Origin of the sequence: Deinococcus puniceus (assembly GCF_001644565.1) — a bacterium.
GTDB lineage: Bacteria > Deinococcota > Deinococci > Deinococcales > Deinococcaceae > Deinococcus > Deinococcus puniceus.
On the sequence record NZ_CP011387.1, the window covers coordinates 850,094 to 864,600 of the forward strand.

A 14,507-nucleotide genomic window follows, 5' to 3' on the forward strand; every position below is an offset into this window, starting at 1 on the left:
CCCACGTCCCGCCCCCAGCACGTTAGGCTAGCCCTATGGAGTTGCTGCAAGCCGTTCACGGGTATCAGTTTTTTGGGGCGTGGGCCAAGCTGACGCCGACGCCCTACGCGATGGTGACGCTGGTGCTGTTCATCTGGAGCATCGCCCCGGCGCTCAAAGGCGTGGTGCGTTCCGGCTTTACCTTCTGGCTGCGCATCACGTGGTTTTTTACGCTATTGCCAGCCGTTACAGGCATCATATTGGCCCTGAGTGGGCGGGCCGTGCCCAGCGCCACCGCTGCGGCGGGCGGCCTCACCAAGTACGGCTTCGAGCCTGACCCCAGCCGCAACTGGGAACACTGGATGTACTCGGCCTTCGCGCTGCTGAGCCTGTACGTGCTGGAAGTTTTGGTGCGCGGCAAATTGATAGAACACAAGACGGGCCTGCGCTTTTTGCCAGTGGTGACGCTGTTTTTGTACGGCGTGGCGTACATGGTGGGCCGCGTGGCGGTGTTGCCGGGGAGTACGCCGGGGACTTGAGAGATTGTTGCGTTGACGTGGAAACCCCCCAGTCTGCTCCGCATCCAGCCCCCCTTAAGGGGAGCGCAACAGCTTTTAGTCCTCTCCTCTAAGGAGGGGCATTGCGCTAGCAACGGGGGTTCGCCCTCCACCTCTAACCACACCCCCCACCGCCCCGGCCCCTCTCTCCTCACGCCCAGTCAGCTTCGGCTCACCCGCCGCTGAACTTGGCATGCTCAGCTAGGCAGCGATGGTACGCCGTGTCTGCTCTGTTGTTGTGTTGGCCCTGATGTTGGGTGGAGCCTTGGCCGCGCCCGCTACCGTAAAAGTAAAGTCTGGAGACACCCTCTTTAAGATTGCTACCCGTGGGGGCCTGAGCGTGGCCCGCCTCAAAACCCTGAACGGTCTGACCGGAGACACCATCCGGGTGGGCCAAGTCTTGCGCCTCAGCAGAACTGCCACGCCTGTGAGCCGCAGCTCGGTCAATATGGGTCAGGGCGTCTATACCGTCAAATCTGGCGACTTCCTGAGCAAGATTGCGGTGCGCTACGGGGTCAGCGTGGGAGCTTTGCAAGTCCTGAACGGCCTGCGCGGCAGTGTGATCACGCCGGGCCAGCGGTTGCGCCTGCCCACGCGGGGGACGGGCATCGGCTCTGCTCCTGTTGCCCGCCCTGCCCCCCGGCCCACCACAGAAGTCCGAATCGTGCATACCTACGTGCGCGTGGGCCTGCGCGACACCGCCGACAGCCTCGCCGCCCGCTACCGCACCACCCGCCCCGCCCTGATGAAGCTGAACCTTCTGAATGCCCGCACGCGCCTGATGCCGGGGCAAAAACTGCTGGTGCCTCAGCGGGTGCCCGTGCCGATTCCGCCCGCTGCACGCGGGGCCGCCGTGACCTATAAGCGCTTTAGGCCACTCAATATTCCGGTGCAAGTGTTCCGGGTCGACCTGCGTCACCGCGACGTGTTGGTGGCTCCGGTGTTGCCGCGTGCGGGCCTCGGCTACGGGGCGCGGGTGGGCACACTGGCCCAGCAAAGCGGAGCGCGAGCCGTCATCAACGGCAGTTATTTTCATCCCCAAACGTTTGCCCCTGCCGGAGACCTCGTGATGCAGGGCCGCCTGCTGACGTGGGGCCGCATTCCCGCCGCCCTAGCGATTACGCCCGACAACCGCGCCGCCTTTGCCGTGACCACCACCGGACTGCTGGGCCGCCCACTGGACGCTACATGGAACGGCATGGAAACCGTGATCGCCACCGGGCCGCGCATCTTGTTGGGGGGCCGAGTCCAAACGCGCTACAACACGGCCTTCCGCGATCCTGCTCTGTTTGGCCGCGCCGCCCGCAGTGCTGTGGGCCTCAGCAGCAACCGCGACCTCGTGTTCGTATCAACGCATTCTCGCCTGACCACCACCGAAATGGGCAAAGTCATGGCCCGCCTCGGTGTGCGCGACGCCCTGCTGCTCGACGGCGGCAGCAGTACGGGCGTGGCCTGGAACGGCGCGGCGATTATAGACAGCACGCGCAAAGTCAGCTACGGCATCGGCATATTTACCGATTACACGGGCAGACGTTATGCCAGATAACACTGCGCGAGAGAGGTCATCACGTAACATGTCCAGATGATCTCGCCCGTTTTCTCTCCCCCGGTGCAGCCATGAGGCCCGAACAAGTCCAGTCCCAACTCCTGCGCGTCCTCAGCGACGCTATTGCCCAATTGCGTGACCCGCGTGTGCCCATGATCGTGACCGTAGAGCGCGTGGCCGTCACGTCCGATTACGGCATTGCCCGCATTTACGTCAGTTCTATGAACGCCGATATGAACGGCCTACTGGACGCCCTGAACCACGCACGCGGCCATCTTCAGCGGGAAGTGACGGCGCAGGTGAAGCTGAGGCGAACGCCGGTGCTGGAATTTCATTCGGCAGCCGATGTGCCGCTTTGACGGTGAATGGAATGAGCGATTCCAGTTCTATTCAAACAGCCAGTATCCAAACAGAAATTCGCGTGCGCTACGCCGAAACCGATGCGATGGCGGTGGCCCATCATGCCAATTACCCCATCTGGTTCGAGGTAGGCCGCACCGACCTGATGCACGCGCTGGGGTTGCCCTACGCCGAGGTGGAAGCACGCGGTTACTTTCTGATGCTGAGCGGCCTGAACGTGCAGTACCGCCGCGCCGCCCGCTACGATGACCGCCTGACCCTGACCACCCGCGTCTCGGAAATTCGCAGCCGCACCCTGAAATTTACCTACGAACTGCACCGCGCGAACCCGGACGGCCCCGCCGACTTGATCGCCACTGGAGAAACCCAGCACATCGCCACCGACAAGACCTACCGCCCAGCACGCTTACCGGATGAGGTGCTGAGGCTGCTGCGAGGGGAATAAGAGGCGGCAGCAGCCACCCGGAAACGTCCCTGCCCCAGCACCTCAGACCCCAGGCCTTTAGACGCCCCGCCCACACGCCAATGCTCTAGACTGCGCGGCACATGAGTCACCTCTCGCGCACCCTGCCCATCAAGCGCGCCGCGCACGTCTATCTGGTGCGCGAAGGCCAGTTGCTGTTGGTCGAAGAACGGATGGACGACGGCAGCATTTTTTACGGACTTCCGGGCGGCAAAGCGCAGGCGGGCGAAACGTTGGCCGCCGCTGCCGTGCGTCAGGTATTGGTCGAAACGGGCCTGACCGTCACCGATCTGATGTTTGTCAGCCTGCTGGAAGGCGAACTGCTGACCGGCACACGCAACGAGTGTTACGCCACCTTTGCCCGCTTTACCGCCGAGTTTCACGGGGAACTTGACCCCACCGACCCCGAAGTGGTGGGCGTCAAATGGGTGCCTTTCGAGATGGTCGAAGCGTTGGTGCGCTACGGCCCGCCACCTGAAGTGGAGGAGCGCAATCCGCTGATCTGGCTGCCTACCCAAGACTTCCTGCGCGGCAAAATCCGCAGCTACTACTCCATCTGAACATGCAAAAACCAAGGTTAGGGGGACTAGTTTTGGTCAGCCTACTGCTGTGCGGCGGCAGGGGAGAGGCACAGGTGGTTCCGGCCCTGCCGCCCACCCCACTGCTGCAACCACTGCCCAGCACGCAGAATATTGGCGATTCTATTTTCCCCAAATTGGGGCAGGCGGGGCTGGACGTGTTGAATTATGATTTGGCCCTCACGGTGGCCCGCCCCGGCACGCCGCAGATACAGGCAGAAGTGACGCTGCTGCTGACCGCCACGCGCCCACTGCCGCAAATTCGGCTGGATGTTGTTGGCCCCACCGTATCGTCGGTGCGCTGGAATGGCCGCGCCGTGCCGTTTCGCACCGACAGCAACGCACAAAAGTTGCTGGTGTCGCTGCCCGCGCCGCTGCTGCCGGGAGTCCGGGGCAATCTGACGGTCAGGTATGCGGGCACGCCCGGCACTGTCCGTGACCCCGATTTTAATTTTCCGGTGAATCTGGGCTGGCAAAGTGTGCCCGCAGAGGGGGCGACAGCCGGAGCAAACTTCACGCTCAGCGAACCCAACGGCACGCGCACCTTCTTACCCAGCAACGATCATCCTTCCGACAAGGCCACGTTTACCACACGCATCACGGTTCCGGTAGGCTTTATTGGGGCGGCCAGTGGCGTACAGGTGGCCCAGACGGGCGTAAGCGGCGGCCCCCAAACCTTCGTGTTCTCGCAGGCCCAGCCGATCCCCACCTATGCCCTTGCCATCCATGTCAACAAGTTCGAGCGTGTGGAGTCGCCCGCCGTGCCTGTGGGGGTGGGCGGCTCCCCCGTGCAGCGCCGCGATTATTTTCCTCTTGGTACCCCGCAGCCTACCCGCGACGCCTACATCCGTACCGCCGAAATGATGCGCGTGCTGTCGGATTGGTTCGGGCCGTATCCCTTCAGCGCTTACGGGGTGGCAGTGGTCACGCCTCCGTTGCCCGCTCTGGAAACGGCCACGCTGTCTACCATGCCCGTATCTTCCAGCCGTGAACCGGTAGCCCTGCACGAACTGGCGCACCAATGGTTCGGCAACGACATCAGCCCCGCCGATTGGTCAGACGTGTGGCTGAATGAGGGCTTTGCCACCTACGCCGAGCTGCTGTGGGCCGAGGCGCAGGGCGAAGACGGACAGGAAATGGCCGCCCGCTGGTGGAACTCGCTAGACCGGGGCGGCACGCGTCCACTGGTGGCCCGCCGCGCGGAACAGCTCTTTGATCTCAGCGCCTACCGCCGGGGCGCACTGGCCCTGCACGCCCTGCGTGTGGCTATCGGAGACGACAGTTTCCGAACTTTTGTGCAGACCTACGCGGCCCGCTACAGCGGCGGCACGGTCAGAACCGCAGATCTGTTGGCGCTGGCCCGCACCCAAACCGGGTCAGCGGGTGAGGCGGCCTTGAGACTTTGGATAGAATCTCCCACTCTGCCCCCATTACCTGTCGTTCCCTGACCACCCAGTCTCATATTTTTTGGTGTGCCAGAGCTTATTTTTCGACTTGTATGAGAAGCACCGCTGAGCTTCTCTTCACCAATCGTGGGGTATTTCACAGTGGGGGTGTTCCGGTGTACGCTGCCTCCTATGTGGCCCTTTGGAAAGAGCACCGCCGACAGAGTGAAAGACGCCCTCAACGCCCAGCCTCAGCTCAAAGACTTGGGCCTTCAGGTCACTGAAAGTCGTGGCAACGTGACGGTCAGCGGCATGGTTCCCAATGACCGATACGGCAGATTGGTCAGCGTCGTCGCCGAGGGCATCAACGGCGTCAAGAGCGTGGACGTGAGCGGTCTGGTGGCCGAGGAAACCACCCCCGTTGCCGCCAGCGCCCCAGCCCAGCCCGCCCCCGGCGCACCCACGCCCACTATTTCTGCGCCCAACATCGGTACGCCCGCCGCCGCGCCCAAAAAAGCCGCCAGCCCCAGCATCGAGGCGGAACTGAAGGAAGCCGAGGACAACAGCAAGATCGCCAAGGCCGTTCACAGCGCCCTCAAGAACAATGGCGAACTGAAAGACGACCCGATTGATGTGCTGCAAAGCGGCAAGAGCATCATCTTGCGCGGCGTCGTGGACAACGACCACGAGCAGCGGTTGGCCGAGCAGTTGGCCCGCGCCGTGCCCGGTGTGGCCGCTGTAGACGTGAGCGGCTTGAAAGTCGCCGCCGGAGCCAAAGAACTCACCAAAGAAAAAGACGAAGACAGCGGCGACACCGTGTATACCGTGAAGCCTGGCGACACCTTGGGCGAAATTGCCCAGAAGTACTACGGCAATGCGGGCGAGTACAAAAAGATTGCCCATTACAACAACATCAGCAACCCTGACCTGATCAAAGTGGGCCAGAAACTGCGTATCCCTAGCTAAGCAATCTGAAGCTGAGCGCCGCCTCCCAACTTGGAAGGCGGCGCTTTTCTTTGGGTCTGTGTCTTGATTGGCCTTGACTTGGGTCATGGCGTGGGCTGGCTACACTCGCCAAGCTGCGGGCATGACACCTAGCGCGACGTTCGTCATCACCAGCCCCTGCATCGGCGTCAAGGACGCGGCCTGCACCGAAGTTTGTCCCGTCGAATGTATCTACGACGCCGGGGATCAGTTCGTCATTCATCCCGAAGAATGCATTATTTGCGGCGCGTGTGTGTCTGCCTGCCCCGTCAGCGCCATTTTTGAAGACGTAGATGTGCCCGCCGACCAGTACAGCTTTATCGCCCGCAACCGCGCCCATTTTTCCCTCTGAGATTCCCAGCATGCCAGTATCCCCACATGGATATTCCCGCCCTCCTGCGTCTGACCCCGCTGTTTTCAGAGGCGTCGGCAGAGGCGCTGAAGCCACTGGCGCAGGTGGCCCGCGTGTTGGACGTGGCGGCGGGAACGGTGCTGGCGTGGCAAGGCGACACTGCCGACTGCCTGTTTATAGTGCAGTCCGGCGCGGTTCATGCGTCCAGCATTGCGGCGGGGGGCCGGGAACTGACCCTGTTCGTGGCGGGGGCGCGGCAAGTGGCGGGCGGCAGCGAGGTGTTTCTGGACTCTGCACCGCACGCAGCGACCCTGACTACGCTGACGCCTACGCGGGTGCTGACGTTGCCCGCCTCCGCAGTACGGCGCACCGTGTTTGCTTCCCCCGACCTCTCGCGGGCGTTGGTGGCGCACTTGGCCCGCCGCGAAGCCGAGCTGATGGCGCGAATGCAGCGGCTGGTGCTGACCGAACTGGGTGCACGTTTGGCCGCGTATTTGCTGGAGCATGCCCGACCCGGCGGTTTTCCTCTGCCCACCAACAGCACTCTGGCCGCCGAACTGGGCAGCGTCCCCGAAGTGGTCAGCCGCAAGCTGGGCGAGTTCTACCGCTTGGGCCTGATTTCGCTGGAACGCCGAACCGTGCGCGTAACGGACGCGGCGCGGCTGCGGGACATCGTGGGGTGAGGGTAGGTATGAAGCGGCGTTTCTGGGGGCTTGGTCTAAGGGTCTAGGGTCAAGGGTCTAAGGAAGACAAAGGCAGCACCAGACGCTTTCCCTGACGGCTGTGCCCACCCAGAACCGCTCCCGCCCCAGCACCTTAGACCCTCGACCCTTAGACACCGCACCCTTAGGCCCAGCCCCCACACCATACCCGCCACCCCCTTCCCCCTTTCGGCGGACGCCCGCGCCTACCCACCCGCCCTAGCCTGCGTGCATGATGAGGGCCATGACCGCCCCGCCCCCCCCCGTCTCCTCCCCTGCCCCCCGGCGCGGCGTGCTGGCCGATGTCCTTGACCCCCACGCCTTCCGGGTGGCGCTGTACGTGTTGCTGGCGCTTCCGGCGGGCGGCTTGGTGGTGCTGCTGCTGACGGTGGGCGTGGTGGGCGGTGTCCTGACGTTGGCGTTGGTGGTGGGCGCGGCCCTACTGCTGGGTGCCTTATGGCTGGTGGGCGGGCTGGCCGACGTGCAGCGCGTGCTGGCCGGACTGTTGGGCGTGTCTTTCGTGCGGGCGGGGCCGCCCCCGGCCTATACGGGCGTGTGGCCGTGGGTGCGGGCCACCCTGTCCGACCCGGCCACCTACCGGGCGCTGCTGTTTCATGTGGTGCAGTTTCCGCTGGCGGCGCTGTGCTGGGTGGTGCTGGGCACGCTGCTGGCGCTTACGCTGGGCGCTCTGGCCTCGCCGCTCTGGTGGCTGTATCCGCCGCTGTTTCCGCTGGTCTGGAGAGATTCCACCGTCACGCCGGGGTTGCCGGTGGTGGCTGGGCTGCTGGTGCTGGGCTTCGGTAGCCTGTTGGTGCTGGGCGGCGTGCTGAACCTGATGGGCCGGATGTGGACGCGCCTCACGTTGGCCCTCTTGGGCGGCGACATGGGCTACGAGGCGGCGCGGCGAGAAGTGATGGCCCTTCGGCGGGCGGCGGGCCGGGTGGCGCTGGGCGACGACCTGGACGCGACTCTGGCTGATCTGGCCGTACAGGCGCGGCTGGCGAGTACCGCACAGGCCGTGGCGCTCTTGGCCCCTGACGGTACTTCTCGGGCATCTAGTGGCACGGCCCCCGCAGAGTGGTTTCAGGAGTTTGGGTCAGCTCGGCCTGATCAGTCCGCCACCGTACCGCAAGGCGAGGCCGACGTGCGCTACACGGCAGGCGGGGCCACTCTGGTGTCTTTTCCGGTGTCTTTGCCCCCCTCTGCCGAGGTGCTGGACGGCGGCACCCTGCGGGCCGTGTACACCCCCGGCATGCGCCCCGGCCCCGACGAACTGGCCTTCCTCCTCTCTATTGCCGACCACGCCGGAACTGCCCTGCACGCCGCACAACTCATAGAGCGGGCAGGCACGCGGGCCGGAGAACAGGAACGCGCCCGGCTGGCCCGCGAACTGCACGACAGCGTGGCTCAGGCGCTGTACGGCATCACGCTGGGGGCCAAAACGGCCCGCGCCACCCTCGACCGAGACACCGAAAAAGCTCGCGCCAGCCTCGATTACACCATCCGGCTGGCCGAGGGCGGCGTGTCGGAGATGAAAGCCCTGCTGTTCAGCCTGCGCCCCGACGCACTGGAAGAAGGTGGACTGGTGGCCGCCCTGACCGGACACGCACAGGCGATGGAAGCGCGGCACGGCCTGACCGTGTTTGCCGACCTGCCCGCCGAACCGCACCTGACCCCTGACGCTCAGGCCGCCGCCTACCGCGTGGCGCAGGAAGCCCTGCACAACGTGGTCAAGCACGCCCGCGCCCATCAGGTGTGGCTGAGTGTGGCGCAGGCGGGCGGCTGGGTCACGCTGACCGTGCGCGACGATGGGCGCGGTTTCGACCCAGAACAACAGGGCCGGGGCACTTTGGGCCAGCGCAGTATGCGCGAGCGGGCGGCGGGCGCGGGCGGTACGCTGGAGGTGCGGAGTGTGCAGGCCACAGAGTTGGGAACAGAATCGGGAACGACGGTAACGCTGCGCCTGCCTGCTGCCCCCGCCGAACCGCAAGCCGCCGCCCTGGCTACCGGAGCGCAGTCATGACCCGCACCCCACCTCGGCCCCACTTTAACCAACGTCCCTCCAACCAGACCGGACAGCCCATTCCCCCCGTTCTGGCGCGGATGGCGCTGGGGCTGGGGCTGGCGGTGTTGGGCGGCACGCTGGCTTGGAACACGGTCACGGTGCGGCCTACACCCGGCCTACGCGGCAATCTCACGCCCGTCAATGTCTCTCAGGATGGGCTGGCGGCGGCGGCAGTGCGGCTGGAAGGAGACCGAACCGACCTGCGCCTAGACGCGTTGGCCCCCGGCAGCGCCGATTTGTTGGGCGGAACCGCTACGCACCGCACCCGCAACCCGGTCAGCGTAGACACGAGCCGCGCGGGCGGCACTTTGGGAGCCACTGGCCTGAAGGGAGCCACCATGACCGCCGCCGTAACGCTGAACGTGCAGCCGCTTCAGCGGGGCGTGACCGTGACCGGGGGGCCAGAGCCGCTGCAACACCGCCTAGACCTGCGCCTGAGCCGGGGCCTGCCGATTACCCTGACCACCCGCACCGTTTCGGGCGACCAAACCCTTGACCTCAGCGCCCTGCGGCTGCGTGCCCTGACCACCCGCACCACTTTCGGCAAGCTGAACATTACGTTGCCAGCGCGGCAAAGTGGCCCGCTGTCTATCGTGAGTGCCGCCGGAAGCATTACCGTGCTGGCCCCCACCGGAGCCGCCCCCGAAGCCCTGCGCGTGAACGCCGACGGCGGCACTCTGGCTCTGAACTTGGGTGCGGCGCGGGTGCAGACGCTGAGTGTGGGCGCGTCGGGCGGCAACGTGCGCCTGACTTTGCCGCAATCGGGCCGCAGCAGCGTGAACGCGGGGCGGGGCAATGTGACGGTTACCGTGCGCCCCGGCACACGCGGTAGCCTCGATATTCGGGCGGGGGCGGGCCGGGTGCTGCTGCGCGTGCCGCAGGCCCTCAGCCTGCGCGTGCGCTTTACAGACCGTGACCCGCTGGTGCTGCCCCTGCCCGCGCCCGCTTTGCCAGAGGCCTCGGCGCAAGCAGCAGAGTTGGTAGGGGAGACGGTGCTTCCTGAAACCGTTCTCCCAGAAACGCCCCCGCCTTTCATTCCCCCCGCGCTGGACGTGTTCGTAGACGCACCCGCCACAGCTTTTGCGCTGGCCTACACCGACGCCGCCTCTCCCTATGATGCTGCTCCGACGCCTACGCCCGACACCTCGCCTACTGACACTTCCACATCTGACAGCACATCTGACCCCCGGAGGAATCCATGACCCAGCACCCAACGCCCGACGCCGCTCCCACCTCTAACCGTAGCGTGCGGGTGCTGCTCGTAGACGATCATGCGGTGGTGCGCCAAGGCCTGCGCCTGTTTCTGGGCCTAGACCCGCTGATAGACGTGGTGGGCGAGGCCGCCAACGGCGAAGAAGCCCTTGCGGAAGCCGCCCGCCTGCGCCCCGATGTGGTGGTGATGGACTTGATGATGCCCGTGATGGACGGCATTACCGCCACGCGCCTGCTGCGCCGCCAACTGCCCGACACCGAAGTGATTGCCCTGACCAGCACGCTGGAAGAACATAAAGTGAACGGCGCGATTGATGCCGGAGCGATGGGCTACATGCTCAAGGACGCCAGTAGCGATACGCTGGCCGAAGCCATTCACGCCGCCGCACGCGGGGAAGTGAGATTGCACCCGGAAGCCGCCCGCCGCTTGGTGCGCGATTTCCGCTCGCCCGAAATGCGAGAAAACCTGACGCCCAAAGAAGTGATCGTGCTGCAACTGATCGCGCACGGCCACTCCAACCGCGACATTGCCCAAGATCAGGGCGTGGCAGAGGCCACCGTGAAAACCCATGTCAGCCGCTTGCTGGGCAAACTGGGCCTAGAAAGCCGTACCCAAGCCGCCCTGTACGCGCTGCGGCACGGGCTGGCTACGTTGGATGAGGGTTGAATTTCCGACTCCTTCCGCCGTTTGCGCTGCCTGCGCTGATGCTGGGCGTGCCGCTGCTGGGCAGCTTGGCGAGTATGGCGCGGGGTGTGCTGCTGGGCAGTGAAGATTGTATGAATTTACTGGTTGTGGCGGCTCTGTTGTTGCTTCCAGTTGCAGTTATGGTGTCGCTCTGCATCTGGGTCAGTCAACGCAATAAGGGCGCGGCGTGGGGCGCGGGACTGATGGTTGTCATTGTCGCAACTGGCGTGAACTTTTACCTGCTGATGCCCGAACATTTTCGAGACGCCAGTATGCCCATCAGTCTCTATGTGCTGCTCGGCTGGCTGTTTCCCTTATTGCCCGCTGCTTTACTGGGCGGCATGATGGGTGCGGCGTTGTGGCGGGGGCCAACACAAGTCAAAAGCCCCACGCTGCCGCTTGTGCCTTGGCTGTGGCCACTGCTCATTCCGCTCTTTTCCGTCGTCAGCATGACGGTCTTCCACGCGCTCACCAGAGCAGCGAATCCGTTCTCCTTTGAGTCAATGCTGTATCCCATCCTGATCGTTCTGGGGTTGCTGCTGGGACTCATATTGCTGCCGCTTGTTCTCCTTCGTCAGCAGGCTGAACGCACCAGACAACTTCAACCGCACCTCAGCGCATGGTGGGGCGTTTGCGCCGGCTTGGCTTCAGCTATGGCGGTGGCTGAATTCTGGAGCAGAACCGGTTTTGGCCTGTTGTTCGTGCTGGGCCTCGTTCTCCCCTTTGTCGGCTACGGCTTGGGCCTCCTCTGGGGCGAACGTCAGAGCAGACTTGCTGCACGCCAAGCACCAACACACCCAAATGGCTAGGTTGTCAGATTCGCGTCACGGCCCGCGCTCAGGCTGACCTCATGTTGAGCCGCCCCCTTATCTTGTTTCCAATTCTGTTGCTCGTGGGGGTGGCTTTGGCTTCTTTGCTTTCGCTGGCCCTGCCTTTCCCCGCCTCGCTGTGCATGACTCTTACGGCTTACGCGCTGGGCTACGGCTTGCTGCTACTAGGCCAAACCGGGCGCGATATAGCCTAAGCAGGACATTCTTCTAGGCCAAAAAGTGTCTGATCACCCTATGTCAGACAAACTCCCGGCCCCCGCTGTTGTGCGCTTAGCCTCTGCTGGGGCCGCTCTCATTACGGGGGTCATCTCTGCCTTGCATGTGTACTGGGCTGCTGGGGGCCGCGCCGGACTGAGTGCTGCCCTGCCTCAACACACAACGGGCAAGCCCATGTTTTTACCCTCACCAGCCGCAACACTGGTGGTTGCCGCAGGTTTGGCAGGCATGAGCGGCGCAGCCGTGCTCTCTCAATCCCAGAGTGCAGCCCGATTGCGCTGGCCTCTGCGCCTGATTGCGGGTGTGTTTTTGCTGCGTGCTGTAGGCGATGGCCGCAGCGTGGGTCTGACCCGGCAGCCCTCAGACACTCAGTTTGCCCGCATGGACGCCCGGTTCTATACGCCGCTATGTTCGCTGCTGGCCGCGCTGTATGGTGTTTTAGGGTTCAGCCAAGCTCAGCAAGCTGATTGACGTCAGGCAAAGGACTTTCCAGCGGGCAGGTGGGTGAAACGAAAAATCCGCCCTGCTCGGACGGTGATAAAGAAAATATAGCGCGGTATACATCGCGTGTCAACCCCATCAGACCCAAGCAAAATTCACTGTGCTGCACGAGATTTATAGGTCATCAAATAGAGGGCGAATGCATACAGCAAGCGGGCGTCAGGGGCGAACCATGCCGCCTGACGCCCGCTTAACTTGTTTGAGCCTCAGCCCAGATCGTCCAGCACACCTGCCAAATCTTTTTTCACGCACGTAAACATAGGCGTGTCGGTCAGGGTGTACAGGCTGGCTTGCGTGTAGCGCAGGCGGTGAACCAAATCTACGAATTCCTGCGGGTGGTCGGAATCGAAGCTCACCACGAACTCCTGATCGTCTATGCCGTAGCTGTAGCTGGTATTGATCCGCACGCCCTTAAACGGCACCGAGGCGTGAATATGCTCGTCCATCATGCCTTGGCGGCTGTGCGGCGTCAGGTCGTACCACGCCCGCGTTTTCACGAACGGGTAGATGAACAGGTATTGCCCCTGCCCCGGCAAGATTTCCAGCCCGTGCCCGCTGCCGTCTACGCGGTTGGCGTACTGGCTGCGCTTGTTCATGCTCACAAAATTGTACGGCTGCGTCAGGTAACCCATCAGCCGGGTGCGGTTCAGGCGGCCCTGCGCTTCCTGAAACTCGCGCACATCGAAGGCAATGCGCCACAGCATGAAATCCACATCGGCCCGCACGCCCACCAGCGAGTACGGGCGCTGAATCAGGCCTTTGGGGGCGGGCGCGTCTTCTGTCCAGCCCTGCGCGGCGGCCAAGAACTCGGCCTTCAATTCCTCGCGTTCGGCGTGCGGCAAGCGGCGAAAAGCAGGATCAAGCTTGAAGAAGGCATAATTCAAAAATTGGCGGTTGGCCCGGTCAGGCTCGCGCCCGGTCACTTGGCCGCTGGGGTCGAGGTCAACCATCATTTTCGGACGGCCCCCGCCTGCTGGTGCGCCTGTTGGGCGTCCAGTCGGGGCGGGCGGGGTGTGTTCAGTTTGATTTTGTGGCTCGCTCATCGGACAACCTCCCCAATCAAGTTGGTGTTCAGGCCAAAGTTGGCGGCGTACAGGGCTTGAATGCCTGCATATTCAGCGTCGGTCAGCTCGGCGGCATTCGGGGCGGCAGCGTATTCTTCCAGCCCTTTTTCGTCGTAGATATTGGGAATCACCGACGCCATCGCGGGCGAACGCAGGGCGAACTGTAGCGCCAGTTGCCCAATCGTGCGGCCCTGTACAAACTCGGTCTGCAACTGCTCTACCTTCTTCAGGCCGTCTTCCATCCACGCTTTGCGCTTCTCGTTGGTGGTCATACGCCAGTTGCGGTGGTCACCGGGTTCAAAGGTGGTGTCCAGCGTCATATAGCCTTCCAGCAGCCCCGATGCGTGCGGCACGCGGGCCATCACGCCCACGCCCTCGGCCTCGGCCACAGGCAGGATTTGCTCGCCCAGTACTTGCTCCAGCAGGTTGTAAATAATCTGGGTGGGGGCGCGGCGACCTTGCACACTGGCAATGCCTTCCTCAATCTGGCGCTCGTTCAGGGCTGGCCCCAGCGCCGTGCCATACGCCCGAATCAGCCCTTCGGCTTTCAGGGCTTCCAGTTCGGCAAACAGATCGTCACTCTGCGCGGAGCCGGGGGCAATCGCGTCTAGGCGCGGGTTGTGCAACTGGTAGTAATCGATGCGGTCTGTGCCGAGGCGGGTCAGGCTGCCTTCCAGCGCCTTTCGCAGGTAGGCGGGCGTCCAGTCGTGCGGGCGCTCCTGCTGGCCGGGGCGTTCGGGGTTGTTGTAGATGTCGTAGCCGAACTTGGTGCCGATGATCAGGTGATCGCGCACGTCGCCCAGCGCTTTCCGCTGCAATTCCTCAGCGCGGCCCGAGGCGTAGGTGTCGGCATTGTCGTAAAAGGTGATGCCCAGTTCGAAGGCGCGGCGCAGCAACCGCACGCCCACGTCTTCGTCTTTCACGCCCCACCACGTCGTTCCCACTGTCCACACGCCAAACCCGACGGCGCTGAGGGTCAGGTCGGTGCCCAAAAGCTTCCTGTATTCCATGCCTGCACTATTTCACTGT

Annotated in this window: 16 protein-coding genes; 14 read left to right on the plus strand and 2 right to left on the minus strand. The window is 63.8% G+C overall.

Features of this window, described 5'->3' with window-relative positions:
* Nucleotides 1-35: 35 nt before the first annotated feature.
* The 14 genes from SU48_RS03870 (at nucleotide 36) to SU48_RS03935 (ending at nucleotide 12,384) form a co-directional block, all read left to right on the plus strand.
* Nucleotides 36-518 (plus strand): hypothetical protein, encoded by a 483-nt coding sequence (locus SU48_RS03870; RefSeq protein ID WP_064014103.1) that lies wholly within the window; start codon nucleotides 36-38, stop codon nucleotides 516-518.
* 256 nt (nucleotides 519-774) lie between these two features.
* Entirely contained in the window at nucleotides 775-2,082 is a 1,308-nt protein-coding gene (locus SU48_RS03875; protein ID WP_331710198.1) for a LysM peptidoglycan-binding domain-containing protein, read from the plus strand.
* Nucleotides 2,083-2,153: 71 nt separating this feature from the next.
* Nucleotides 2,154-2,441 (plus strand): 30S ribosome-binding factor RbfA, encoded by a 288-nt coding sequence (gene rbfA / locus SU48_RS03880; RefSeq protein ID WP_064014105.1) that lies wholly within the window; start codon nucleotides 2,154-2,156, stop codon nucleotides 2,439-2,441.
* Nucleotides 2,442-2,452: 11 nt separating this feature from the next.
* Nucleotides 2,453-2,887 (plus strand): acyl-CoA thioesterase, encoded by a 435-nt coding sequence (locus SU48_RS03885; protein WP_064014106.1) that lies wholly within the window; start codon nucleotides 2,453-2,455, stop codon nucleotides 2,885-2,887.
* Nucleotides 2,888-2,988: 101 nt separating this feature from the next.
* The gene (locus SU48_RS03890; RefSeq protein ID WP_019010786.1) at nucleotides 2,989-3,465 is read left to right on the plus strand and encodes an NUDIX hydrolase; all 477 of its coding nucleotides are present in this window, start codon (nucleotides 2,989-2,991) and stop codon (nucleotides 3,463-3,465) included.
* A gap of 32 nt (nucleotides 3,466-3,497) precedes the next feature.
* Complete coding sequence (locus SU48_RS03895) at nucleotides 3,498-4,931, plus strand: M1 family metallopeptidase (RefSeq protein WP_231881673.1); 1,434 nt, start codon at nucleotides 3,498-3,500, stop codon at nucleotides 4,929-4,931.
* 129 nt (nucleotides 4,932-5,060) lie between these two features.
* Nucleotides 5,061-5,834 (plus strand): BON domain-containing protein, encoded by a 774-nt coding sequence (locus SU48_RS03900; protein WP_064014107.1) that lies wholly within the window; start codon nucleotides 5,061-5,063, stop codon nucleotides 5,832-5,834.
* A gap of 85 nt (nucleotides 5,835-5,919) precedes the next feature.
* The gene (locus SU48_RS03905; protein WP_231881674.1) at nucleotides 5,920-6,204 is read left to right on the plus strand and encodes an indolepyruvate ferredoxin oxidoreductase subunit alpha; all 285 of its coding nucleotides are present in this window, start codon (nucleotides 5,920-5,922) and stop codon (nucleotides 6,202-6,204) included.
* Nucleotides 6,205-6,230: 26 nt separating this feature from the next.
* Nucleotides 6,231-6,887, plus strand: coding sequence for a Crp/Fnr family transcriptional regulator (locus tag SU48_RS03910; RefSeq protein WP_064014109.1), 657 nt, complete (start codon nucleotides 6,231-6,233; stop codon nucleotides 6,885-6,887).
* Between the two features lie 262 nt (nucleotides 6,888-7,149).
* Nucleotides 7,150-8,928, plus strand: coding sequence for a sensor histidine kinase (locus tag SU48_RS03915; protein WP_082869656.1), 1,779 nt, complete (start codon nucleotides 7,150-7,152; stop codon nucleotides 8,926-8,928).
* Complete coding sequence (locus tag SU48_RS03920) at nucleotides 8,925-10,172, plus strand: DUF4097 family beta strand repeat-containing protein (protein WP_197474681.1); 1,248 nt, start codon at nucleotides 8,925-8,927, stop codon at nucleotides 10,170-10,172. Before SU48_RS03915 ends, SU48_RS03920 begins: the two co-directional genes overlap by 4 nt.
* Nucleotides 10,169-10,849, plus strand: coding sequence for a response regulator (locus SU48_RS03925; protein WP_064014112.1), 681 nt, complete (start codon nucleotides 10,169-10,171; stop codon nucleotides 10,847-10,849). The genes SU48_RS03920 and SU48_RS03925 overlap by 4 nt, the downstream gene beginning before the upstream one ends.
* Nucleotides 10,846-11,676 (plus strand): hypothetical protein, encoded by an 831-nt coding sequence (locus tag SU48_RS03930; protein ID WP_064014113.1) that lies wholly within the window; start codon nucleotides 10,846-10,848, stop codon nucleotides 11,674-11,676. Before SU48_RS03925 ends, SU48_RS03930 begins: the two co-directional genes overlap by 4 nt.
* A gap of 255 nt (nucleotides 11,677-11,931) precedes the next feature.
* Nucleotides 11,932-12,384 (plus strand): DUF3995 domain-containing protein, encoded by a 453-nt coding sequence (locus tag SU48_RS03935; RefSeq protein ID WP_064014114.1) that lies wholly within the window; start codon nucleotides 11,932-11,934, stop codon nucleotides 12,382-12,384.
* 236 nt (nucleotides 12,385-12,620) lie between these two features.
* Here the strand turns inward: SU48_RS03935 and SU48_RS03940 are convergent, their stop codons facing one another.
* Both SU48_RS03940 and SU48_RS03945 read right to left on the minus strand, forming a co-directional pair.
* Nucleotides 12,621-13,367: a chlorite dismutase family protein gene (locus SU48_RS03940; RefSeq protein ID WP_064014115.1), complete on the minus strand. Its 747-nt coding sequence runs from the start codon at nucleotides 13,365-13,367 to the stop codon at nucleotides 12,621-12,623.
* An 86-nt stretch (nucleotides 13,368-13,453) separates the two neighbouring features.
* Nucleotides 13,454-14,488, minus strand: coding sequence for an aldo/keto reductase (locus tag SU48_RS03945; RefSeq protein ID WP_064014116.1), 1,035 nt, complete (start codon nucleotides 14,486-14,488; stop codon nucleotides 13,454-13,456).
* Between the last annotated feature and the right edge of the window lie 19 nt (nucleotides 14,489-14,507).